Annotated in this window: 27 protein-coding genes; all 27 read left to right on the forward strand. The window is 52.6% G+C overall.

The features are described from left to right. Positions 1–32 precede the first annotated feature (32 nt). Positions 33–2369 carry a GumC family protein gene (locus KI810_RS08475; RefSeq protein ID WP_214175072.1) on the forward strand — a complete coding sequence of 779 codons (2337 nt, stop codon included), beginning with the start codon at positions 33–35 and terminating at the stop codon, positions 2367–2369. A 254-nt stretch (positions 2370–2623) separates the two neighbouring features. Further along, positions 2624–3385 (forward strand): tyrosine-protein phosphatase, encoded by a 762-nt coding sequence (locus tag KI810_RS08480; protein WP_281412567.1) that lies wholly within the window; start codon positions 2624–2626, stop codon positions 3383–3385. Between the two features lie 190 nt (positions 3386–3575). Continuing rightward, entirely contained in the window at positions 3576–4001 is a 426-nt protein-coding gene (locus tag KI810_RS08485; RefSeq protein ID WP_214175074.1) for a nucleotidyltransferase substrate binding protein, read from the forward strand. Beyond that, positions 4001–4315, forward strand: a complete 315-nt coding sequence (locus tag KI810_RS08490; RefSeq protein ID WP_214175075.1) for a nucleotidyltransferase domain-containing protein — start codon at positions 4001–4003, stop codon at positions 4313–4315. Before KI810_RS08485 ends, KI810_RS08490 begins: the two co-directional genes overlap by 1 nt. A 111-nt stretch (positions 4316–4426) precedes the next feature. Further along, positions 4427–4918, forward strand: a complete 492-nt coding sequence (locus KI810_RS08495) for a helix-turn-helix domain-containing protein (RefSeq protein WP_214175076.1) — start codon at positions 4427–4429, stop codon at positions 4916–4918. Further along, a complete protein-coding gene (locus tag KI810_RS17450) occupies positions 4911–5036 on the forward strand; it encodes a hypothetical protein (protein ID WP_281412568.1) in 126 nt (41 codons plus the stop codon). Before KI810_RS08495 ends, KI810_RS17450 begins: the two co-directional genes overlap by 8 nt. Before the next feature lie 276 nt (positions 5037–5312). Beyond that, positions 5313–5702, forward strand: a complete 390-nt coding sequence (locus KI810_RS08500; protein ID WP_214175077.1) for a GxxExxY protein — start codon at positions 5313–5315, stop codon at positions 5700–5702. Between the two features lie 352 nt (positions 5703–6054). Further along, complete coding sequence (locus KI810_RS08505; RefSeq protein WP_214175078.1) at positions 6055–6363, forward strand: DUF2442 domain-containing protein; 309 nt, start codon at positions 6055–6057, stop codon at positions 6361–6363. A gap of 228 nt (positions 6364–6591) precedes the next feature. Further along, entirely contained in the window at positions 6592–7020 is a 429-nt protein-coding gene (locus KI810_RS08510; protein ID WP_214175079.1) for a nucleotidyltransferase substrate binding protein, read from the forward strand. Continuing rightward, the gene (locus KI810_RS08515; RefSeq protein WP_214175080.1) at positions 7017–7313 is read left to right on the forward strand and encodes a nucleotidyltransferase family protein; all 297 of its coding nucleotides are present in this window, start codon (positions 7017–7019) and stop codon (positions 7311–7313) included. The genes KI810_RS08510 and KI810_RS08515 overlap by 4 nt, the downstream gene beginning before the upstream one ends. A 49-nt stretch (positions 7314–7362) precedes the next feature. Continuing rightward, the gene (locus KI810_RS08520; protein WP_214175081.1) at positions 7363–7947 is read left to right on the forward strand and encodes an REP-associated tyrosine transposase; all 585 of its coding nucleotides are present in this window, start codon (positions 7363–7365) and stop codon (positions 7945–7947) included. 325 nt (positions 7948–8272) lie between these two features. Continuing rightward, complete coding sequence (locus KI810_RS08525) at positions 8273–8500, forward strand: addiction module protein (protein WP_214175082.1); 228 nt, start codon at positions 8273–8275, stop codon at positions 8498–8500. Then, positions 8500–8796, forward strand: coding sequence for a type II toxin-antitoxin system RelE/ParE family toxin (locus KI810_RS08530; protein WP_214175083.1), 297 nt, complete (start codon positions 8500–8502; stop codon positions 8794–8796). The genes KI810_RS08525 and KI810_RS08530 overlap by 1 nt, the downstream gene beginning before the upstream one ends. 248 nt (positions 8797–9044) lie before the next feature. Beyond that, complete coding sequence (locus KI810_RS08535) at positions 9045–9389, forward strand: hypothetical protein (protein ID WP_214175084.1); 345 nt, start codon at positions 9045–9047, stop codon at positions 9387–9389. A 55-nt stretch (positions 9390–9444) separates the two neighbouring features. Beyond that, a complete protein-coding gene (gene gmd, locus KI810_RS08540) occupies positions 9445–10494 on the forward strand; it encodes a GDP-mannose 4,6-dehydratase (RefSeq protein ID WP_214175085.1) in 1050 nt (349 codons plus the stop codon). A gap of 90 nt (positions 10495–10584) precedes the next feature. Next, positions 10585–11871, forward strand: a complete 1287-nt coding sequence (locus KI810_RS08545; protein ID WP_214175086.1) for a nucleotide sugar dehydrogenase — start codon at positions 10585–10587, stop codon at positions 11869–11871. Between the two features lie 156 nt (positions 11872–12027). Beyond that, entirely contained in the window at positions 12028–13062 is a 1035-nt protein-coding gene (locus KI810_RS08550) for an SDR family oxidoreductase (protein ID WP_214175087.1), read from the forward strand. A 55-nt stretch (positions 13063–13117) separates the two neighbouring features. Further along, positions 13118–15568 (forward strand): DUF4838 domain-containing protein, encoded by a 2451-nt coding sequence (locus KI810_RS08555; RefSeq protein WP_214175088.1) that lies wholly within the window; start codon positions 13118–13120, stop codon positions 15566–15568. A 105-nt stretch (positions 15569–15673) separates the two neighbouring features. Then, entirely contained in the window at positions 15674–16684 is a 1011-nt protein-coding gene (gene pseB / locus KI810_RS08560; RefSeq protein WP_214175089.1) for a UDP-N-acetylglucosamine 4,6-dehydratase (inverting), read from the forward strand. Between the two features lie 12 nt (positions 16685–16696). Beyond that, the gene (gene pseC, locus KI810_RS08565; protein ID WP_214175090.1) at positions 16697–17866 is read left to right on the forward strand and encodes a UDP-4-amino-4,6-dideoxy-N-acetyl-beta-L-altrosamine transaminase; all 1170 of its coding nucleotides are present in this window, start codon (positions 16697–16699) and stop codon (positions 17864–17866) included. Beyond that, positions 17863–18555: a pseudaminic acid cytidylyltransferase gene (gene pseF, locus KI810_RS08570; RefSeq protein WP_214175091.1), complete on the forward strand. Its 693-nt coding sequence runs from the start codon at positions 17863–17865 to the stop codon at positions 18553–18555. The genes pseC and pseF overlap by 4 nt, the downstream gene beginning before the upstream one ends. Continuing rightward, positions 18537–19637, forward strand: coding sequence for a UDP-2,4-diacetamido-2,4,6-trideoxy-beta-L-altropyranose hydrolase (pseG, locus tag KI810_RS08575; RefSeq protein ID WP_214175092.1), 1101 nt, complete (start codon positions 18537–18539; stop codon positions 19635–19637). Before pseF ends, pseG begins: the two co-directional genes overlap by 19 nt. Further along, positions 19634–20290: a formyltransferase family protein gene (locus KI810_RS08580; RefSeq protein WP_214175093.1), complete on the forward strand. Its 657-nt coding sequence runs from the start codon at positions 19634–19636 to the stop codon at positions 20288–20290. The genes pseG and KI810_RS08580 overlap by 4 nt, the downstream gene beginning before the upstream one ends. Next, entirely contained in the window at positions 20290–21345 is a 1056-nt protein-coding gene (gene pseI, locus KI810_RS08585) for a pseudaminic acid synthase (RefSeq protein ID WP_214175094.1), read from the forward strand. The genes KI810_RS08580 and pseI overlap by 1 nt, the downstream gene beginning before the upstream one ends. Before the next feature lie 87 nt (positions 21346–21432). Beyond that, complete coding sequence (locus KI810_RS08590; protein WP_214175095.1) at positions 21433–22716, forward strand: flippase; 1284 nt, start codon at positions 21433–21435, stop codon at positions 22714–22716. Between the two features lie 4 nt (positions 22717–22720). Continuing rightward, positions 22721–23797, forward strand: coding sequence for a polysialyltransferase family glycosyltransferase (locus KI810_RS08595; RefSeq protein WP_214175096.1), 1077 nt, complete (start codon positions 22721–22723; stop codon positions 23795–23797). Between the two features lie 2 nt (positions 23798–23799). Next, positions 23800–24594, forward strand: a complete 795-nt coding sequence (locus KI810_RS08600; RefSeq protein ID WP_214175097.1) for a DUF268 domain-containing protein — start codon at positions 23800–23802, stop codon at positions 24592–24594. Positions 24595–24596 lie beyond the last annotated feature (2 nt).

Here is a 24596-nt window from a genome sequence, read left to right on the forward strand (position 1 = left end):
GTGCGTCTACACTTCACAAAAGTAGGATTGTCATGACTCCAAATTTTACCGGTCTTTCCCCTGTTCCAACCCAACCTTCCGAGGTCCACCTCAACGATTACCTCATGGTCATATTTCGGCGTAAGCGCATTTTTCTGCTCTCCTTCTGCGCAGTCTTCCTCGGAGTTTCGATTTACACCTTCTCCATGAAACCCATTTATGAGTCGTCTGCTACCCTGTACGTCATGAGCGAAAAGGGTAAAGGCCTGCTGACCGAGCTGGGTGTAAACCAGCAGAGTTCCATCCCCGCCGAGATAGAAATACTCAAATCGAGGACTAATGCGGCAGAGGTGGTAAGAAGGCTGCACCTTAACTGGCTGGTGACCAATAAAAGTAGCGATCTCACCTTCAAGCTGCTTGAGTTCACTGCCGACTCTAATCTTTACAAGATAGAGGTCACGGGAGCTGACAGTTACGACATTAAAGATGCAGACGGAAAAGTTTTGGGATCAGGGCAGAGCGGAGCTCTCTTTCAGTCGGACAAGCTGCGGATACTTTTGACTGAACTTCACGGATCGCCAGGTTCTGGTTTTGAACTGTCGCTTGCACCTTCCGACCCTCTTGTGGCTGGCATCCGGAGTAATTTGGCTGCTGCTGAAGTGGGTAAAGGGACTGGCATCATCCGGGTCTCCTACGCAAATACAGACAGATATGTTGCGAAGGATGTGGTCAATACATTGAGTCAGGTGTATCTGGAACAAAATATCGCCTTCAAGACTGAAGAGGCAAACCGGACCGTCAAGTTTGTTGATGAGCAACTGGGTGGTTTGATCGACAAGCTGGATACGGCAGAAAAGAATTTACAGACATTCAAGAGCGGATCTGGAGTCATGGTCCTCGATGCCGTAGCCCAGAATGCTATTCAAAAAGTTTCCGATGTGGAAAAGCAGAAAGCGGAGATTGTTCTGGAGAAAAAGCAGGTGGAATTTGCCATCGTGGCACTGAAGGATGCACTGAAAAATGGTAAGGTCTATACCCCCTCCGCGATGAAGGGTGATCCGGGCGTTGCCGCCATGGCTGGCAAACTAACAGAATTGGAGTTGCAGAAACGGGCTCTCCTGGCTGATGTCACGGACTCCCACCCCCAGGTGCGTGCGCTCCAGGTACAGATTGACGAGATCCAGAGAAAAATGGTTGCCGTGTATGACACGGCTCTGCACAACCTTGCGAAATTGGAGGCTTCCCTCACCCAGCTTGGGAGTCAGCATGAACAGGAGCTCAAACGGCTGCCGGCTGCAGAGCGGGAACTGGCCGGACTCTTGCGTCATACGAAGGTTAATGCCGATATTTATACGATGCTGCTGCAGAAGCGTGAGGAGGCGCGGATTGCCAGGGCTTCGACTATCAGTAGTATAAACGTTATCGACCCCGCCATTGTTCCACGAAATCCGATCAAGCCCGAGAAGCTGAAATATCTCCTTCTCGGGCTGGTTGCAGGATTCATGCTCGGGGTCGGCCTCGCCTTCTTGCAGGAGTACCTGGACGACACCGTCAAGGATGCGGAAGAGGCCAAGCGGCTTCTCGGCTTCCCCCACCTGGCCACCATCCCCCACATCGACCGGGGGAGCGACGAACGGCGCAGCGGCGCCGAGGCCATCGTCAGCCACACCGAACCCCGCTCTTCCGTGGCCGAGGCGTTCCGGTCCCTTCGGACCGGTCTCCACTTTTCCGCCATCAACCGGGACAAGCGGGTCCTCGTCTTCACCAGTTCCTTCCCCGGCGAGGGGAAATCCACTGTCTCCGCCAACCTGGCCATCACCATCGCCCAGACCGACGCCAGGGTCCTCCTCATCGACTGCGACATGCGCCGCTCCTCCCTCCACGACAAGCTGCGGGTGGACAAGCTCCCAGGGCTCTCCGAGGTCCTGGCGGGGGATATCGAGTTCGCCGCCGCCGTCCACACCACCGAGGTTCCCAACCTTCACCTCCTGGCCGCCGGCACTACCCCCCCCAACCCCTCCGAACTCCTCGGCTCCGTGGTGATGCGCGACCTCCTGGACCGGCTCCGGGAGGAGTACGACCAGATCATCATCGACGCCCCCCCCGTTCTCGCCGTCACCGATGCCCCGGTCCTCACCACCCTGGCGGACATCGTCCTCGTGGTCATGGAAACGGCCCGCGTCCCCGCCAAGGCCGCCACCCGCATGCGCGAACTCCTCGGCGCCGTCCAGGCCCCCGTCGCCGGCCTCGTCATCAACGACAAATCGGGGCGCGGCATGTCCTACGGCTACTACGGCTACAAGTACGGCTATGGGTACGGCTATGGGTATTATGGTGAGGAGGAAAAAGCGTCTGCCAAGGCGAAGCCTTGGTGGAGACGGTTTTTCTAGGCAATAGGCAATAGACTTAAACCGGTATCACGCAAAGACGCGGAGACGCAAAGAAAGGCTTAGAATCAAGCATTTTGATGTTATACCCCGAAAGCCTTTGTGATTTTCTCTGCGACTCTGCGTCTTGAGTGAGCGAAGCGAACGGGCGTGAGATAAAGATTTACCGATTCTGGTCTTGAGCATCACAGAGAACAAGTTTGATAACTCAGAATTCAAAATTCAAAATTCTTCAGGCCCGCAGTTTGGGTCAAAATTTGGCAACAGATTATCATTGTCATCTGTTGCCAGCGTTGGACGACGGCCCATCCACCATGGCCGAATCCATAGAAATGGCGCGGTTGCTGGCGGGGGCGGGATACGGGACGGTGTACTGCACGCCCCACCTGATCAAGGGGGTGTACGGGGCGGGGAATGACGCGGTGCGGAGCGGGGTAGGGGAACTGCAGGAACGGCTGAAGCGGGAGGGGATTCCCCTCACCGTCCTGCCCGGTCGGGAATACTACCTGGACGAATTCCTTGCCGATTGCCTGGACGACCCGCTCCCCTTGGGGGATACGGGACTGCTGCTCGTGGAGCTCCCCCGGCAGGTGCCGGAAGAGCTGGTGAAGAGCACCCTGTTCCGCATCCGCCAGAAGGGGTTCACCCCCCTCATCGCCCACCCCGAGCGGTGCAAACTGCTGGATCCGCCACCGAGCGAAACCAATCAAAAAGGTTTTCTGAATTCATTGATTAATTCAAAATTCAAAATTCAAAATTCTTCAGGCCCGCAGCTTGGGTCAAAATTGGCATCCAATTCCTTGCTTGCCTACCTGCAAGAAATTGGATGCGCATTCCAGGGCAACCTGGGGAGCTTCGCCGGCTATTACGGCCACCGGGCCCGGGCCAGCGCCGAGCGGATGCGGGAGATGGGGCTCTACAGCTGCTTCGGGAGTGATGGGCATAATGTGGAAGGGTTGAAGGAAATTTTGGTTCAAGGTACCCCCTCACCCGGTGCCTTGCACCACCCTCTCCTTTAGGCCCAGAGGGTCCCGAGGGAGAGGGTAAAGATTCTCTCCGCGTACTCGAGAGAGCGAAGCGAACGGGCGAGAGGCAAGGCAGTTTTGAATTATGAATGTTGACCCAGACTGCGGGCCTGAAGAATTTTGAATTGAAACCCCGATCCCCGATCCCCGATCCCTGGTCCCGGATTTTAAAAGGAACGAGCCAATGACTGACGATAGCAGATGGAAACAACGCTTTGGCAATTATCTTTGTGCCTTTGCAGCCATGCAGCGCGCGGTGGACCTGGCCCGGCAGCGCGACCTGTCGGAACTGGAGCAGCAGGGATTGATCCAGGCATTTGAATTCACCCATGAACTCGCCTGGAATGTGCTCAAGGACTATCTTGAAGAGATGGGCATCGCGGGAATTATCGGTTCCAAGGGAGCGACCCGGGAGGCATTCAAAAATGGATTGATCAGTGATGGCGACTCATGGATGGAAATGATCAGGTCGCGCAATCTCAGCACCCACACCTATAACAAGGGTACTGCCGATGAAGTTGTCACCAGTATCTTGTCGCGCTTTTACCCTGCTTTCGAGCAGATGACCACCACATTTTCCGTCCTGGCCGGTCAGACACGGGATGCCTGATGCAGTACGGACTCAGGGACGAGACAATTGAGCAAATCCGCGGCGTACTGGCACGACACCCGGCGGTAGAAAAGGCGATGCTCTACGGATCACGGGCAAAAGGGACGTTCAAACCCGGGTCGGACATTGATTTGAGTCTCCATGGTGCGGCACTTACCGTGAACGAGCTGGGGGATATCGACTCCGAACTGGATGATCTGCTGCTCCCCTACACCTTCGACCTGCTGATATTCGACACTCTCGGTCACCCAAAGCTGCGTGAGCATATTGAGCGGGTCGGGAAGGTTTTTTATCAGCGAACGGGCGAGAGATAAGGCAGTGTTGAATTTTGAATTTTAAATTTTGAATTGAAACACTGGTCCCTGGCCCCATAAATGTTGCTCGTTATTGACATTCTGCTTGTTATGTATATAATGTGAAACATTATGCCAGCTAAACCACCACTAACCACCGGGATTGCTGCCGACCAGTTGAGGGCTCTGGGGGAGCAGATTCGCGCCCATCGCAAGGCGCTCCGTATCAGCGCCACTACGTTGGCTGAAGCCGCAGGGATGTCGCGGATCACGTTGCACCGCATCGAAAAAGGGGAGCCGGCGGTGACCGTGGGGGCCTACGCGAGTGCCATGGCGGCGCTGGGTTTGAACTTCGGGCTGGTCATTCCTGCCCCTGAGGCTGGGTTGGCGCAGCAGGCGAGCAGGGAAGGGTGGATACCCGCCCGGGTCCGCCTGGCTGACTATCCTCAGCTCAAGCAACTCGCCTGGCAGGTGCATGGCGTAGAGACCTTGTCCCCCACAGAGGCTTGGAACATCTACGAGCGCAATTGGCGACACATGGATGAACAGGCACTGACGGTGCACGAGCGGCAGCTGGTCGATGCGCTGCGTCTGGCTTTCGGGGGTGGTGACCGCCGTGTTTGAGCGGCCCCTCCACCAGCGCATCGCTCAGGTACTTGGCGCTTTGAATGGGGCACTGCTGAAAGAGCATGGCTGCCTGTTCGGTGGCGGGACGGTAATTGCGCTCCGTTTCGGCGAGTAAAGAGGCCGCGGACCCACAAATCGGGCCTAAAGAGAGCACAGAGAAAAGCAAGTGCTTATAAGGTTTAAACCATATAGAAGTTAAGGTTCTCTCCGCGTGCTCGAGAGAGCAAAGCGAACGGGCGAGAGGCAAAGCCTTTAAATCTGGTATCTCGCGGAGGTCGCGGAGAACACAGAGAAAATCTAATTCTCTTGATGTTAATCCTTTAGAAGTAAAGATTCTCTCCGCGTGCTCTAGGGAGCGAAGCGAACGGGCGAGAGGCAAAGGTTTTTACGCATGGATTTAAACAAAATCTCTTCCGAGATAATCAATGCAGCTATAACCGTTCATAAGGAGCTTGGCCCGGGACTGCTTGAATCGGTCTATCAATCCTGCCTGATAGTCGAATTCGCAAAACGAAAACTGAAAACAGAAAGCGAAGTGCCAGTTCCGGTTATATACCAGGGAATCAAGGTCAACGATGAAGGGTTTAGGCTGGATTTGTTGGTGGAAGGATCGGTTGTCGTAGAGTTGAAGTCAGTGGATAAGGTCATGCCTGTTCATAAGAAGCAGCTCTTGACCTATCTTCGCTTAGCCAATAAGCCTTTAGGGCTGCTGGTCAATTTCAATGAAACGACATTGGTAAATGGCATAACGCGTATAGCAAATGGTTCTAAAAACCTTTAAAACCTGTCTCTCGCGGACCCAAACTACGGGCCTAAAGAGAACACAGAGAAAAGCACAAAGCTTTTGGGTTGAAACCATAGAGAAGGTAAGGTCTCTCCGCGTGCTCGAGAGAGCATAGCGAACGGGCGAGAGATAAGGCAGTGTTGAATTTTGAATTATGAATTTTGAATTGAAACCCGGATCCCGGCCTTACAAGTCCTTTAGGCCCGCTTCTTGGGTCCTGGTCCCTGGTGTCCCGGTTTCACACTGTAAATAAAGGTTTTAAGATTCTCTCCTCGATCTCTAGCGAACGAAGTGAGCGGGCGAGAGATAATGGTTTCAGGGGATGCTCTGGTGTGTAGGAGGACGGATCATGATACGCATTCTACAGGCACATTACGAGGGTGGCTACAGAGTACGTCTGCGGTTTGACACAGGTGAAGAAGGGGTTGCCGACCTTAGTGACGTCATTACGAAATATGATGCGGCCCGCCCGCTTCTCGATCAGGCCGAATTTGCAAAGTTCATTCTTGATGAATGGCCGACACTTGTCTGGCCGTGCGGTTTCGACCTTGCTCCTGAAATGCTGTATGAACGGATTACAGGAAAACGGCCGAATTGGCAGTCCGAAACTGTGCATGAAGCACGTGAAGAGTATGCGAAGCGAACGGGCGAGAGATAAGGCAGTGTTGAATTATGACCCAAACAACGGGCCTGAAGAATTAGGAATTTTGAATTGAAACCCGGATCCCGGCCTTACAAGTCCTTTAGGCCCGCTTCTTGGGTCCTGGTCCCGGGTCCCGGAAGTTAGGTGCGAGCGGGCGAAAGACAAAGGTTCATGGTTCAGGGTTCAGGGTTCAAGGTTTTACCGGTCCCGAGTCCCCGGTCCCGGATTCAAGAAAGGCATGGCATGACACTTAATTTCGACAATCTTGCCCGCTGTATCCAGACGTTGGAACATTCCCTGGAACACCTGGACCGATGCGAGCCGGGGAGCGATGATTATGAGGTCTTCCGGAACGCTGTCATCAAGGGGTTCGAGTTGACCCTTGAAACGGCGGGAAAACTGCTGCGCAAGGTTCTCCGCGACTATGTCGCCAACCCTAATACCGTCAACGACCTTGTCTTCAAGGATCTGTTCCGCCAGGCGGCTCACCACAACCTCATGACGCTGGCAGAGGTGGAGCGCTGGTTTGCCTATCGTGACAGCCGCAATGACACGGCCCATGATTACGGGGTAGCGTTCGCGGAGACGGTCCTCAAGCTGATCAGGGAATTTCTGCTTGATGCCCGTCATCTGCACCAGACGCTTGTTTCCCGGCAGGAAACAGCCCGGTGATCGATCTGTCACCCCGTCATCTCGAAGAGGTGCGCAGAATCCTGGTGGAACACCTGCCGAATGCGCAGGTCTGGGCGTTCGGCAGCAGGGTATCGGCAACCGCTGCCGAGGGGAGTGACCTGGACCTGGTTGTCCGTTCCCTTGACGGCAGCACGATTTCTCTCACGGGATTACGGGAAGCATTCCGTGAAAGCAGCCTCCCTTTCACCGTAGAGCTGCTTGACTGGGCAACCATCCCGGAGCAGTTCCGGAAGGAGATTTTGAAGAGCTACCAGGTGATACAGGAAGGATAAGGGGCAAGGGGACTGGCTCCGCAGGTGCCTGTCCCCCTCGGAGATACTTATGCCGCGTACTGCCAGAACCATAGAGGACGAGGGCATATATCACATACTCAATCGTGGTAATGGACAACAACGGGTCTTCCAGAAGGATGGCGATTACCAGGTATTTCTTCTGCTGCTCGGACAAATGAAGTCTGAGTTTGGTATAGACCTGTTTTCCTACTGTCTGATGCCTAACCATTTTCATCTGCTGGTAAAAGTACAAAACGGAGAGAGTCTCAGTCGTGGGATGCAGTGGTTCATGACGACGCATGTCAGGCGCTATCATCGCCATTATCGCACCAGTGGGCATCTTTGGCAGGGGCGCTACAAGAATTTTGCCATCCAGGACGATGATCATTTTCTGACGGTGGCCCGTTATGTCGAAGGGAATCCGGTGCGAGCCGGTTTGGTGGAGACGGCGGCGGATTGGGTCTGGTCGTCACATCGGGGGCGATGTGGGATTGACACTGATTCGCTGATTGCTCCGTTGCCGGTTCACTATGCTGGTAATTGGACGGAGTTCGTAGATACACCGATGACGGGAATAGAGTTGGCCAAGGTAAGGAAGAAGATCGAACGGCAAGGGGACAGGCTCCCTAATTAAAAGGTGCCTGTCCCCCTTCAGCCCTGCCTAAAGTAAGGAAGAAAAGGACAGACCCAAGGGGACTGGCTCCGCAGGTGCCTGTCCCCGTTTATAGGTTTATAGGGAAGAAGAACAGGGCGGGATGATACCTCATTAAAAGGTGCCAGTCCCCCTCAGACAGCGCGGGCCTAAAGAGCCCGCGGAGTCCCGAATCCCGGGTCCTGGTTTTAGTCAGAACATGAAGGGATGCTTGACGCGTTTCCTTGATAAAGGGTAAGTTGATCAGGGATGTCAGAAAGTTTTAAGGACCGTCCCGTCCCTCCCAGAGGTCTGGAAGGAGTAAGCCATGCAAAATTCACTTCTTAACGAAATTAAAAAGTTGAGTGTATCCGAACGAATCCTGCTTGTGGAAGAGATTTGGGATGGCATCGTGGATGCTGACAATGATGCCCTTTCCTTGTCCGAAGCACAATGCAACGAACTCGAACGACGGATTGAAACCTATCAGGATCAACCGGATGTCGGGCGGTGCTGGCATGAGATTCAGGAGGAATATCGTCGGGGTGGGCGCTGATGCTCATACGCTTTCTGCCTGAAGCCGAAGCAGAACTTCTCGAAGCAGCGCGGTGGTATCGTGAACAGTCGTTTGGGCTTGATCACGAATTCATGCGTTGTGTTGACGATGCACTGGCAACGGTCAGCAGAGTGCCCGGAATTTTTCCAGTGGTTCATCGGCAGTTGCGCAGGGCACTGGTGAGGCGGTTTCCCTATGCGATATTTTTCGAAGTAAAGGACGAAGATCTCCTCGTTTATGCAGTGTTCCATTTTAGCCGTAGTCCAAAGAAGTGGAAAAAGAGGCGTGGGAAATAAGAGCAGTGGCATTATAGAGGTCCTCTCCGCGACTCGAGAGAGCGAAGCGAACGGGCGAGAGATAAAGGTTCAGGGTTCAAGGTTCAAGGTTTTACCGGTCCCGGGTCCCGAGTCCCGGAAGTTAGGTGCGAACGGGCGAGAGACAAAGGTTCATGGTTTGAGGAGCAGGGCGGAAGATCACCTCATTAAAAGGTGCCTGTCCCCCTCAGAATCCCCCTCAGAATCCCAGTCGTGGGATGCAGTGGTTCATGACGACGCATGTCAGGCGCTATCATCGCCATTATCGCACCAGCGGCCACCTCTGGCAGGGGCGCTACAAGAATTTTGCCATCCAGGACGATGATCATTTTCTGACGGTGGCCCGTTATGTCGAAGGGAATCCGGTGCGAGCCGGTTTGGTGGAGACGGCGGCGGATTGGGTCTGGTCGTCACATCGGGGGCGATGTGGGATTGATACTGATTCGCTGATTGCTCCGTTGCCGGTTCACTTTGCTGGTAATTGGACGGAGTTCGTGGATACACCGATGACGGGAATAGAGTTGGCCAAGGTAAGGAAGAAGATCGAACGACAAGGGGACAGGCTCCCTAATTAAAAGGTGCCTGTCCCCCTCAGGCAGCGCAGCCCCGGATTCTAAAGAAAGGCAGACAATGAAAAAAGCACTCATTACCGGCATCACCGGCCAGGACGGCTCCTATCTGGCCGAGCTGCTGCTTGAAAAAGGATACGAAGTCCACGGCATGATCCGGCGGTCGTCGTCGTTCAACACGGGGCGCATCAACCACCTTTACCGTGACCCCCACGAAAAGGATGTGCGACTTTTCCTGCACTACGGCGACCTGAACGACGCCAGCTCCATCAACCGGCTGCTGCGGGATATCAAGCCGACCGAGATCTACAACCTGGGTGCCCAGAGCCACGTGCGGGTTTCCTTCGACGTGCCCGAATACACCGGTGAGGTTGATGCCCTCGGCACGGTTCGTATCCTGGAGGGTATCCGGGAGACCGAACTGAACACCAGGTTCTACCAGGCCTCGTCCTCGGAGCTGTACGGCAAGGTGGTGGAGACACCACAGAAGGAAACGACACCTTTTTATCCCCGCTCTCCTTATGCCTGCGCCAAGGCTTATTCGTTCTACATCACCATGAATTACCGGGAAAGCTACGGCATGCACGCCAGCAACGGCATCCTCTTCAACCACGAGTCGCCGCGCCGTGGCGAGACCTTCGTGACGCGGAAGATTACCCGTGCGGCTGCCCGCATCAAGCTGGGGTTGCAGGACTGTCTCTACCTGGGGAACCTGGATGCCAAGCGGGACTGGGGATTTGCCGGTGATTACGTCGAGGCCATGTGGCGCATGCTGCAGCAGGATAAGGCCGACGATTACGTGATCGCCACCGGTGAGACCTACATGGTGCGTACCTTTGCCGAGAAGGTCTTCGCCCGGCTTGGGATGCCGCTTGCCTGGGAGGGGAAGGGGACCGGAGAAGTTGGCGTTGACACCGCCACCGGGAAGATCGTCATCCGGATCGATCCCAAGTATTTCCGTCCCGCAGAAGTGGACCTTCTCCTGGGTGATCCGAGCAAGGCGAAGCGGGAGCTGGGGTGGGAGTTGAAGACCAGTTTTGAACAACTGGTCACTATGATGACGGATGCTGATCTGAAGCAGGCGGAGCGGGAGAAGCGGGCGGAGGGGTAAAATAGGGTTAAGTATGTTTTTTGGGGTGAGGGGCAGAGTGTAGAGGGTCGAAGCGGAAAGAGGATTAAGTCTCACTTAGGAGTCTACATATTGTCACATAACCGCACTATCTCTGTTATCGGTCTGGGTTACGTTGGACTTCCCGTTGCCGTGGCTTTCGGCAAGGTTCGCCGGACTGTTGGCTTCGACATCAACGCATCCCGCATCGTGGAATTGAAATCGGGACATGACCGGACCGGCGAGGTTTCTTCTGACGATCTGGCGGTTGCCGATATTCTCTTTACCGACCAAATAGAAGAGCTGGCGCAGGCTGATTTTCATATCGTTGCCGTACCGACCCCCGTAACCAAGGCCAACCAGCCCGACCTGACTCCCATGCTCCGGGCCTCCGAGACTGTCGGGAAGGCTTTGAAGAAAGGGGACATCGTCGTCTACGAATCGACGGTCTATCCGGGGGTGACGGAAGACGAATGCGTGCCGATCCTGGAGCGGGTATCGGGCCTCACGTGTGGTGCCGACTTTACCGTCGGCTACAGCCCGGAGCGGATCAACCCCGGCGACAAGGAGCATACCTTCACGAAGATCAAGAAGGTGGTGGCGGGGCAGGATGCCGCGACTCTGGAGATCGTGGCGGATGTTTACGCATCGGTGGTGACGGCTGGGGTGCATCGCGCTGCCAGCATCAAGGTGGCCGAAGCGGCCAAGGTTATCGAGAACACGCAACGGGACCTGAACATCGCTCTGATGAACGAGCTGGCGCTCATCTTCGACCGGTTGGGTATCGACACCAACGAGGTGCTGGCAGCCGCCGGCACCAAGTGGAACTTCCTCAGGTTCACGCCGGGGCTCGTCGGGGGGCACTGCATCGGGGTCGATCCCTACTATCTCACCCATAAGGCAGAGAAGATCGGCTACATTCCCCAGGTCATTCTCGCCGGCCGGCGAATCAACGACGGCATGGGAAGCTTTATCGCCCAGCGCACCGTCAAGGAGATGATCCTTGCCGGACACGCCATCCATGGCTCAATCGTCACCGTCCTGGGGCTCACCTTCAAGGAAGACTGCCCCGACCTGCGCAACTCCAAGGTCATCGACATCATCAACGAACTCCAGGGGTACGGGATCGATGTCCAGGTACACGATTCCCTGGCCGACTCCGCCGAGGCAGAGCACGAATACGGCGTCAAACTCACGAAACTTCAGGATTTGAAACCGGCCGCAGCACTGGTTGTGGCGGTTGCGCACCATGAATACCGGAATTTTTCCGTTGGACAGATCGGGGGGTTGATGGGGGAGAAGCCGGTGTTGACCGATGTGAAGGGAATTTACGATCAGCAGGCAATAAACGATGCGGGCATTCGCCTCTGGCGGTTATAGGCAAATTCAACGCAATTTTAACATGGATACAGGGGAGAACGGCTGAAAAACAGACAGAATCTTTTTGGTAAACAAAGTCTCAAGCCTTTAAGGTTTTCATCCCCTTCATCCTTGTTGAAAATGTTTTTAGACTTTTCCGAAGAACGGATTTAACAAATGTCGTCAGTATACGAACAACTTAAAGGTAACCTCCGCACCAACCCCAAAACCTGGCTTGTCACCGGTTGTGCCGGATTCATCGGGTCGAATCTGCTGGAGCAACTGCTTAAGCTGGACCAGGTTGTTGTCGGCCTGGATAATTTTGCCACCGGCAAACAGCGCAACCTGGACGAAGTACAGTCCCTCGTCAGCAACGAACAGTGGGCTCAGTTCCGTTTCATCGAAGGGGATATCCGCGATATTGCAACTTGCCAACAGGCCTGTGACCGTGTTGACTACGTTCTCCATCAGGCGGCGCTCGGTTCGGTGCCGCGCTCCATTGCCGATCCGGTTGCGAGTACCACGAGCAACGTCAAAGGCACTCTCAATATGCTGGTTGCCGCGAGGGATGCCAAGGTGAAGCGCTTTGTCTATGCTTCCAGTAGTTCGGTGTATGGAGATCATCCGGCACTCCCCAAGGTGGAGGAGAACATTGGCCGGCAGCTTTCACCCTATGCCGTGACAAAGTACGTATGTGAACTTTATGCCGATCAGTTCGCCCGGCATTATGGCCTGGAGACGATAGGGCTTCGCTATTTCAACGTCTTCGGACCCCGACAGGATCCGGAAGGGCCGTATGCGGCGGTGATTCCTAAATGGGTGGCGGCGATGATTGCCGGAGAACAGGTGTTCATCAACGGCACGGGAGAGACGAGCCGGGATTTCTGCTATGTGGCAAATGTGGTGCAGATGAACCTGCTGGCGGCCACCTGCGTCAATCCCGATGCGGTGAATCAGGTGTATAATGTGGCGCTCAATGATCGCACGAGTCTGAATGAGCTGTTCGAGCTGCTTCGTTCGCGGCTTGTGGGGGAGTTTTCATACCTGCGGGAATACAAGCCGGTGTATCGGGATTTTCGGGCGGGGGATGTGATGCATTCCCAGGCGGATGTGGGGAAAGCGGTGAGGATGATTGGGTATTGGCCGACACATTCAATCAAGGATGGGCTTGATGAGGCGTTGGAGTGGTACAAAGGAAATGCCAATGCGTAGACATCTGTTCTTCATTATCCTGTTAGTGCTTTGTCTGACAACCATATGGTCACCCATGGGTTTTGCAGCTATGGAGAGCGTGCCGCTGGTGCGGTTGGCTACAAATGGCAAGGCGCTATTGCCTGTAGTCATCTCTCGAGACGCTTCCGAAATAGTGCGGCGCGCAGCTGGACAGCTGGCTGAGTACTTGGGGAAGATAAGCGGGGCGAAGTTCGAGGTTATTGAAGGAGATGGGACGACAGGCATTGCCATGGGGTTCCCGACCCAGTTTCCCAAAGCAGCTATTCAACGTCTGAACGACAGGGACGATCCGACCAAACGGGAAGATTACCTGATCCGCTCACATGCAAAAGGGCTCTACGTTGCCGGGGCTAGTGACTTGGCCGTGACCGATGCCGTCTGGGACCTGCTCTACCGAATCGGCTATCGCCAGTTCTCCCCCGGGCCGACCTGGGAAGTAATCCCGAAAGAGCGTGAATTGTCTGTTGCTCTGAATGTACGCGAACATCCCGCCTATTATGCGCGCCGTATCTGGTATGGATACGGCGCCGGCCCGTGGGCAAAAGACGCCTATGCCGACTGGTGCGAACGTAACCGTGCAGTTAGCGGTATTATCCTCAACAACGGTCACGCTTATGAAGGGATCATAAAACGGAACAAGGCCCAGTTCGACCAGCACCCCGAATATTACGGCCTGGTTGCGGGAAAGCGGTCTTCGTCAAAATTCTGTATCTCCAATCCCGGTCTGCGGCAGCTGGTGATTGATGATGCCTTGGCCCAGTTCGCCAGGGACCCGGCCCTCCAGAGCATCTCGGTCGAACCGAGCGACGGGGGGGGGTGGTGCGAATGCGACGACTGTAAAAAACTCGGCAGCATCAGCGACCGTGCCGTCATGCTGGCCAACGAGGTTGCGACCGCGGTGGAGGCTAAGTACCCCGGTAGATTCGTCGGCATGTACGCCTATAATCAGCATTCTCCTCCACCCACGATTCGCGTCCACCCACGGGTGGTCATCTCGGTCGCGACAGCCTTCCTGAAGGGTGGGTATACGGTGGACCAACTCCTCGCCGGCTGGCAAAAGCAGGGGGCGACCATCGGCATGCGCGAGTACTACAGCGTTACCACCTGGGATCGCGATCTGCCCGGGCGCGCACGGGGGGCGAATCTTGCCTATCTTGCGACCACCATCCCTCAGTTTTACGAAAAGGGTGCGCGGTTCCTCACGGCCGAATCGAGTGACAACTGGGGATGCAATGGCCTTGGCTACTATCTCGCCGCCCGGATGCTCTGGGATGTCCGGGAAGCGGGACGGATTGAAGAGTTGAAGGCGGACTTCCTCGACAAGTCCTTCGGCCCGGCCCGTGTGCCCATGGCAGAGTTCTACGGGTTGATCGACGGCAGCAATAAGCCCCTGTTATCGGACGATCTGCTTGGGCGGATGTACCGTTTACTTGCACAGGCGCGACAGCTGACCAATGACCCGGCAATCCTTGCGCGGCTTGACGACTTGGTGCTCTATACCCGCTATGTGGAGCTCTGGTCCGATTACACAAATGCCCCTGGGGAGGGGAAGCAGCAGGCGTTCGAACGGCTGATCCGCCATGCATATCGAATCAGGAAGACCATGATGGTGCATACGGTTGGACTTGTACGTGATCTGCCCAATCGGGACAAAAACGTCGTCCTACCCAAAGAAGCCGGCTACACCGTCTCGGAAGAGAAGAACATCTGGCTTAGCAATGAACCGTTTACGCGTACGGAAATCGATAGCCTGGTGAAAAACGGCATGGCGACGCGGCAATTACTGGACTTTAAGCCGGTCTCCTACAGTACCGATCTGGTTCCCGTAACCCCCCTGAAGCTGCCGCCAGTGTCAACCGGCAACATGGGCAGTTTTAGTCGTGGGACGCGTGTCTATCATACTTGGATTGACAAGGCTCCGGTTTCTTTGGCCTTCAACGTGACCGCCGGCTATATTTATAACAATCTGGGGGATGCGAAACTCAGCCTTTACCCCTCAATGGAGACGGAAAGGGAAGCGGGGGAGAAGGCGAGCGTTGCCCCGGACAAGCATCCACACAAAATACTATTAAAGACTGCTTTCACGGGGTATCATCGACTGGAAGTCCAGGATGCTTCAGCCGGGACTAGGATTGAGTACCAGGATGACCTGCCGATGACTGTCCAGTCGAGCCTCGATAGTCCGGCAGGATTTACGGGACGCTGGAGTCTTTACTTTTACGTCCCCAAGGGAACCAAGGAGGTTGGTGGCTATTCGTCGGGGGTCGGTGTTGTTCTGAATGGGCACGGGCAGCAGGTTTATGCTTTTGACAAAAAGCCCGGTTACTTCAGGGTGCCGGTTGGTCAAGGAGAGGATGGGAGGTTGTGGAAGTTTGAGAAATGTTTAGGAACAAAGTTGCTTATGACGGTGCCGCCGTATCTGGCTCGGAATGTGAGTGAATTGCTGCTTCCATCCGAAGTAATTGAAAAAGATGCGGCCAAGTAAAGTTAACATGTATGTATCATGTTGGTCTGATTCTAGAGATTTTACAATTTACGAAAATTTGAGCTAGCTGGTCCTTATAATTATTTAAGTTGGATTGGAGAAACAATGCTGAAAGGTAAATCAATTCTTGTTACTGGCGGCACCGGTTCGTTTGGAAAAAAATTTGTCGAGACCATCTTGTTTAGATATCCAGAAATTGAAAGAGTTGTTGTTTTTTCCCGCGATGAACTGAAGCAGTTCGAGATGGCCCAGCAGTTCCCAACGGAGAAGTACAAGCAGATACGTTACTTTATAGGTGACGTTCGCGATAGGGAACGGCTGGTAAAGGCCATGGAAGGAATTGACATCGTCATTCACGCTGCTGCATTGAAACAGGTGCCTGCCTGTGAGTACAATCCGTTTGAAGCAATCAAGACAAACATCCATGGTGCACAGAATGTCATTGAGTCTGCAATTGACCGCGGCGTGAAGCAGGTAGTAGCCCTTAGTACGGACAAGGCGGCTGCTCCCATAAATCTCTATGGTGCCACGAAGCTCTGTTCCGACAAGCTTTTTGTGGCAGCCAACAATTTTAAAGGGAAACATGACATCAAATTTTCGGTAGTGCGTTATGGAAATGTAATGGGCAGTCGCGGAAGCGTTATACCCTTTTTTCTCGAAAAGAAGAACGATGGAGTATTGCCAATTACTGATGAAAGAATGACTCGGTTCAATATTACCCTTGAAGATGGGGTAAAGCTGGTTCTTTATGCACTTGAAAACATGTGGGGTGGCGAAATATTTGTCCCTAAGATTCCCAGCTACAGGATCAATGATGTTGCGGAAGCGATAGCCCCCAGCTCAATAAAGAAAATCGTAGGTATTCGCCCCGGAGAAAAACTCCATGAAGAGATGATTACCATAACGGATGCCCTGTGTACTGTGGAATTTGATAAATATTTTGTGATCCTACCATCTATACAGTTGTGGGATGTGGATAAATTTGTTTCTACTTTTAACGGCAAACTCTGTGAGGACGGTTTTTGTTATAACAGTGGAACAAACAGCGAATGGCTTTCTGTCGATCAGATACGTGAACTTATCAAGTCCCACGTGGAACCCGATTTCACCGTTTAAGGGAGTTGACTTATGACGAATCCGATTATTCCCTATGGACGACAATCTATATCTGAAGCAGACATTAATGCGGTTATCGACGTTCTCCGTTCCGACTGGCTGACCCAGGGTCCGGCAATCGAGCAGTTCGAGCAGGCGGTTGCGGCGTACAGCGGCGCCAGCTATGCGGTTGCCGTCAACAGCGCCACGTCGGCCCTTCATATAGCCTGCCTGGCCGCCGGTCTCGCTAAAGGGGACACCCTCTGGACATCTCCAAATACCTTTGTTGCTTCGGCAAACTGCGGCCTCTATTGCGGCGCGGATGTCGACTTTGTCGATATTGACCCCCGTACCTATAACCTGAGCGTTGCCGAACTGGAAAAGAAGCTGGTGCAGGCCAGGGAAAACGGCACCCTCCCCAAGGTCGTGGTTCCGGTCCATTTTGCCGGGCAGTCGTGCGAGATGGACAGGATTACCGCTCTCGCCAGGGAGTACGGTTTCAGCGTCATTGAGGATGCATCCCATGCCATCGGCGGGAAATATCAAGGGGCTGCCGTTGGCAATTGCCGCTTCTCCGATATGACGGTTTTCAGTTTCCACCCGGTAAAAATCATCACCACCGGCGAAGGGGGAATAGTGCTCACCAACAGGCGCGATCTGTACGAGCAATTGGTCCGCCTGCGCAGCCACGGCATAACCCGCGACCCGGCGCTGATGGAAGGGGACTCTCATGGCCCCTGGTATTACCAACAGATCGAACTCGGTTTCAACTATCGGATCACCGATATCCAGGCGGCGCTCGGGTTGAGCCAGATGCAACGGCTGGATGAATTCGTGTACCGCCGGCATGAACTTGTCGAGCGGTACAACGTCGAACTGGCATATCTGCCGCTTGTCCTCCCTTTCCAGCATCCCGATACCTGGTCCGCCTTCCATCTTTATGTAATCCGCCTACAGCTTGACCGGATAGCCAAGACGCACCGCCAAGTCTTCGAAGAGCTGCGGGAGGCAGGGATTCTGGTCAATCTGCACTACATACCGGTGCACACCCAGCCGTATTACAGGGCGCTCGGCTTCCGGGACGGCGATTTCCCTGCTGCGGAGAGCTATTATCAGGAAGCGATCAGCATCCCGCTGTATGCATCGCTCACCCGTGTTGACCAAGACCGCGTCATTGCCGCGCTCCGCGAGGCGCTCCGATGAATGTGGCGGTCATCCCTGCCCGTGGGGGGAGCAAGCGGATACCCCGCAAGAACATCAGGGAGTTCTGCGGGAGACCGATGATCGCCTGGTCCATCGAGGCGGCCGTGAAGAGCGGCTGTTTCAGCCGGATTATTGTCTCAACCGATGATGCGGAGATAGCCGATGTTGCACGGCAATGCGGTGCAAAGGCGCCGTTCATCCGCCCTGCGGAGCTGTCCGATGACCACACCGGCACCATTCCGGTCATTCGTCACGCCGTCGAATGGTTTATACGGCAGGGGGAGAGACCGGATCACGCCTGCTGTATCTATGCCACGGCCCCTTTTATCACTCCCTCAGATATCAGGCGCGGGCTTGATATCCTGACTGAAACCGGCAGCGAGTATGCCTTTTCTGTCACCAGCTACCCATTTCCGATCCAGCGGGCCATCCGGATCACGCCGCAGGGGCGTACCGAGATGTTTAACCCAGAACAGTTCAATACCCGTTCCCAGGATCTGGAAGAGGCCTTTCACGACGCCGGCCAGTTCTACTGGGGACAGGCGCGAGCCTGGCTTGCAGAGAAAATGATCTTTTCTCCGGAATCGGCACCGGTGCTCCTGCCGCGTCATCAGGTGCAGGATATCGACACCATGGAAGACTGGGAGCGGGCGGAATTGATGTTTGAGGCATGGAAGAAAACCATATGAACGTAATTTTTCGCACCGACGCCTCACTGCAGATAGGGAGCGGCCATGTCATGCGCTGTCTAACCCTGGCCGGTGAACTGAAGCAGCGAGGGGCGGATGTCATGTTCGTCTGCCGTGAACACCCCGGTAACCTGATCGGCCTGATCGAAGGGAAGGGGTATCGGGTAGAGCTCCTGCCGCAACCGCCTGCTGACTATATTGCCACAGCGGAAGATGTCGCCCATGCACCATTGCTCGGCGTCCACTGGAATCAGGACGCCGCGGAAACAGTCGCTGCGCTGGATGGGGGGCAACCGCACTGGCTGGTTGTTGATCACTACGCCCTAGACCGACGATGGGAACAGATTCTGCGCACCCGTGTCGGGAAGATCATGGTGATAGACGATCTGGCCGACAGGCACCATGATTGTGATCTCCTGCTGGACCAGAACCTCTATCAAAACATGGAGACACGCTATGATGCGCTGGTCCCTGAGAACTGTGTAAAACTGCTTGGCCCCCGCCATGCCCTGCTCAGGCCGGAGTTTACGGCTGCCCGCAGGAGCCTTCGCCAGCGTGACGGAGTGATACGGCGGGTGTTTGTTTTTTTCGGCGGTGTGGATCCGACCAACGAAACTTACAGGGCTTTGCAGGCACTAGCAGGCATTGCTGACCGAAGGTTTAGCGTCGACGTCGTGGTCGGCGGCGGTAACCCGCACAAGGAGCAGATCCGGGAGTTCTGCGCAGCTCATGATGGCTACATCTACCACTGCCAGGTTGACAACATGGCGGAGTTGATGTCTGTGGCTGACTTGGCCATAGGTGCCGGAGGTAGCACGACTTGGGAACGGTGCTCACTCGGATTGCCAGCTATCATTGTGGCCTTGGCGGAAAACCAGATCAATATCGCTGAGTCAGCGCATAGTGCTAACGCCCTAATATATATAGGTAAAGCAGCAGAAGTTAATGCTGAGGAGATAGCTAAACATATCACTGCCGTATTAAATGATGCTCCTCTAATAAAATTTCTTTCACAAAGAGCGCAGCAACTTGTCGAAGGAACTGGTGTAGTCCTGATTGTTAACTTTATGGGATTGACATGAATATTTCCATCTTGTGCTCCAATAAGGAGCATCCAGTATTTCCTACTCTTGAGCAATGGCAACAGGCCTGGCAGCACCTGCATGAAATAGAGTTGGTGCAAACCCGGCAGGATCTGTCGGGTGGAGACATTCTATTTCTTATCTCTTGTAGCGAACTGATAAAACAGGATGTGAGAAATCGCTACCGTGCAACACTGGTAATACACGCCAGCGACTTGCCACAAGGTCGGGGATGGTCACCGCACATTTGGCAGATTCTTGAAGGTAGGAAGTCAATAACTGTATCCTTACTCGAAGCGGAGGATAAAGTCGACAGTGGTGCGATCTGGGCTCAACGTGAATTGCTTTTGGAGGGCCATGAGCTATACAATGAAATCAACGAAAAGTTGTTTTCAATCGAAAAAGAGTTGATGGACTTCGCTTTGTTAAACCTTCAGACGATTGTTCCCACGCCTCAACGTGTTGAAGACCCAAGCTATTATCGAAAAAGAACACCTATAGATAGCCAAATCGACCCCCATCGTAGCATAGCAGAACAATTTGACTTACTTCGAGTGGCTGATACTGTTCGGTTTCCCGCTTTTTTTGAATATAGAGGTCACTACTACCGAATAATTATAGAGAAAATTTCTAATGTCGGAGAACTTGAATAATGTCAACAGTTCTTTCAATTGCAGGAAAAGCTATTGGTAGAGGTTGCACTCCGTTTATCATTGCAGAGATGTCCGGCAACCACAACCAGTCGCTGGAGCGGGCGTTGGAAATCGTCGATGCAGCGGCTGAATGCGGCGCCCATGCCCTGAAGCTGCAGACCTATACCGCGGATACCATGACGCTGGACATCGACGAGGGGGAGTTTTTCATTGCCGACCCCAACAGCCTCTGGAAGGGGACGTCACTCTACAAGCTGTACCAGGAGGCACATACCCCCTGGGAATGGCACAAGCCGATCTTCGACAGGTGCCGAGAGAAGGGGCTGATCTTTCTGAGCACCCCGTTTGACGATACCTCGGTTGATTTCCTGGAGTCATTGAATGTCCCCTGCTACAAGATCGCCTCGTTCGAAAATACCGATATCCCCCTGATCCGAAAGGTGGCAGCGACCGGCAAGCCGATGATCATCTCCACCGGCATGGCGACCGTGGCAGAACTGGACGAAACGGTGAGGGCGGCCCGGGAGGCCGGCTGTCGCGACCTGATCCTGCTCAAGTGCACCAGCACCTATCCGGCTACTCCGGAGAATACCAACATATTGACTATTCCCCATCTATCCGAGCTTTTCGGCTGCGAGGTCGGTCTCTCCGACCACACAATGGGTGTCGGGGTATCGGTGGCTGCTGTCGCCTTAGGCGCTACGGTGATCGAAAAGCATTTCACCCTGCGCCGGGCCGATGGCGGGGTCGATTCTACCTTTTCCCTAGAGCCGGAGGAGATGAGGCAACTCGTTGTTGAGACTAACAGGGCCTGGCAGGCGTTGGGCAAGGTTACTTACGGCCCAACCGAAAAAGAAAAGGCATCACTTCAGTTCCGTCGTTCGCTTTACATCGCGAAGGACATGAAAGAAGGCGACATCTTTACCTCTGAGAATCTGAGAGCGGTAAGGCCAGGATTCGGACTAGCACCAAAGTTTTATGAGATTTTCCTGGGAAAACAGGTTCGTCAAAATGTGAAAAAAGGCACACCAATATCATGGAATATGCTTTTATAATGACAAGAACAGGCTTTAACAACCCGTCTGTTTTGGGGAGAAGTTAATGCGTAGGTTTCATACCCGAACTCCGCAATTGTTACTGCAATGAGCAATGTGCGCGCCTTGCTGCAAAATGCAGCAGTATATTCCGTTTCGAATATCCTGAATGCCGTCATACCCTTTTTACTGCTGCCGATTTTGACACGTGTGTTGCCGCCGTCGGAGTATGGCGTGATAGCCATGTTTACCGCAACACTGGGGATTATGGGTGCCTTTACGGGGCTTAGCGTCCATGGAGCGGTAAATGTGCGTTATGTCGATCGGGATAAAATTGATTTCCCACGATATGTGGGCTCATGTCTTTGGGTTCTATTATCGAGCACCTTTATAACTTTGGCTGTGGTCACTGTTTTCCTGGCGCCGTTGAGCAAATTTGCCGCTGTCCCACCGTTCTGGCTTCTGATAGCGGTCCTGGTTTCTTGTTGCAATTTTTTGAACCAGATCCGTTTGGGTATCTGGATGATGGCAAGCAGGCCTGCGCTTTATGGGGCCTTTCAGGTAGCACAGAGTGCCGTCAATATGGGGCTCTCACTGGTGTTTGTATTGATTATGCATCAAGGGTATGCAGGACGATTGTGGGGACTGACCCTGGCTACGGTTCTGTTTGCGACCAGTGGAGTTGTTTCGCTCGCTAAGGCCGGTTGGGTGCGCTTTTGTCCACATCTGGAGTATATGAGGGAGACTTTGTCTTTCGGGTTGCCGCTTGTCCCCCATGTGCTTGGCATTTTCCTCATGGGGGTTGTTGATCGATTTGTCATAAATCAAAAGTTCGGGCTGGGTCAGGCTGGTATTTACATGGTTGCTGTACAACTCAGCTTAGGTATGAGTGTTGTAGCTGATGCATTTAATAAAGCCTTCGTCCCATGGTTATACAGCCTGTTAAACAATGATGACCTGGTGTCAAAACACCGCCTGGTCAGAGGCACATGGATCTATTTTCTTATTGCGTTGGGAATTGCTGGAACGGTAGCACTGCTTTCACATTGGATTATTTATATTGTTGCGGGAGCAAAGTACGTTGGTGCTGCTGGAGCGTTGTCTGGTCTGGCTTTCGGTCAGGCGTTCGGAGGAATGTATTTAATGGTGACGAATTACATTTTCTACGCTCGTAAAACCCGTCCCCTTGCAATGGTGACATTTGTTTCCGGTGTACTTGGTTTTGGGCTTCTTTGGGTTCTGATTCCATTACTTGGAATTGCAGGTGCCGGTTTGGCTAATGCCATTACAATGTTTGTGCGATTTCTCCTGACATGGGCACTGGCACAAAGAGTCTGTCCCATGCCATGGCTTTCATTTGGCAAAATTGAAGTTAAAACGCAGGCAATCTAATTATATGCACGATCAATCATTTAAAAAAATTGCTTTGGTATGGACAGAATTCCAAGCAAATATTTTAATGTCTATAATGAATTCATCAGGCATTAGCAGATTTGATATAGTTTTCCTACGCGACAAAATCGCCTCATCTACTCGATTAAGTGAGTTTGCCGACCGCGTAGTAATACTTAAAGATATTTCTTTGTCATATCGGAATATGCTTCTGATAAGATCTGAGGTAGCTACCAAAGTCATTCCTGCAATACCTGAAGTCCCCTTCGATTTATGGCTATGCAATTATACGTTTCCTTCTAGCCGTCGCCTGATGTTTGATAAGATGTGTAAATCTATTACCTTATTTGAAGAGGGTACCGGTTGTTATGTTAATACCGGTGTAATGAATTCTATTTATGGCAATAGAGCTTTTATTTCAGCATTTTTGCTCAAAATCTCATATCCTGACTATGGTGGCTCCATACGTTATTTACCAAAGGCAAAAACAAAGGGGAAATGGGGTTTGTTTTCTGGTTGTTTTCCTGAGCTTGATTTGCCAGAGCGTTGTATAGACCACCTAGACTTTGAAAGAACGCTTGACAGCATTATGTGTGGTAACAGAGAGGCGTTCACTGTTCCACCTGGATCAGCAGTTTATGTGCCATCGCCATTTGGTGATATTAATCTGCTAAGCCAGGAGATAGACTATCAAATCAACAGGGAATGCCTTCTGTCATTTATCAAAGAATACAGGGGAACCAAACTGATATTATGGAAGCCTCATCCTCGTTGCATAATGGCAAATGATATCGAAAAAGCTAAAAAATTGTCAGATTTAACAGGTATAGAAATTCGGATTGTTAAGGAGCGGAGTAATTTCGAAGAATTTCTATTTTCGATAAGATGTATTTCGTCTTTACCAGTATTTTCCACTACGTCCTCATCCCTGTTTATTGCGAAAGCTTTATCTCATAGGGGACTGGAGGCAGTAAGCATCAAGAGTATTACACAGCTTGACTGTATGAATAGCTCTCAACTAATTTATGATGTATTTAAGCGAGTTGGCGTTAAGCTAATTGATTCGTCACAAGGAAGATGAAGATGCGACAATTATTGAGAAGAATATACAGTCTATCACTGACGTTTGGGTTTAACCACCGCAAGACCATACAGGCTTTAAAGGGTTTGTTGCCATATTATCTTGATCTTCGAACACTAAAGCGACAGGAAACATTTGCAAAAATAAAGTTCGCTTTTGGAAAATCTTACTTATGTCTTGAAGATCGCTTACAACAAAGTGGCACGATCAAAGGTCACTACTTCCATCAGGATTTACTAGTAGCGAGGAGAATATATTTAGATAATCCAGGTACTCACGTTGACGTCGGCTCAAGAATCGATGGGTTTGTTGCGCACGTAGCTTCTTTTCGATTAATTGAGGTGCTCGATATTCGTCCTCTTTCAAACAGCATACCGAACATTAGGTTTATGCAAGCCGACCTAATGGCACCTGTAGATAAGAATCTAGAAGACTATGCTGACTCAGTGTCTTGCTTGCATGCATTGGAGCACTTTGGTTTGGGTAGATATGGTGACCCAGTAAATTATGATGGATATCTTCTCGGGTTAAATAATTTGTTACTCATTTTGAAAAAAGGAGGAAAACTTTACCTTTCGGTTCCTATTGGACCACAAAGAATTGAGTTCAACGCACAAAGGGTTTTCTCAGTCAGTTTTTTGCTGAAATATTTTTCTGGGAAATGTCATATCAAACAATTCTCGTTTGTGGATGATCAAGGAAATTTACACGAAAATGTACCGATCACTGTTAATGAAATAAATAGCAACTTTAACTGCATATTTGGATGCGGCATTTTTGAATTGGAAAAATTATGAAC

The sequence above is a fragment of the Geomobilimonas luticola genome, from assembly GCF_018476905.1.
Taxonomy (GTDB): Bacteria; Desulfobacterota; Desulfuromonadia; order Geobacterales; family Geobacteraceae; genus Geomobilimonas; species Geomobilimonas luticola.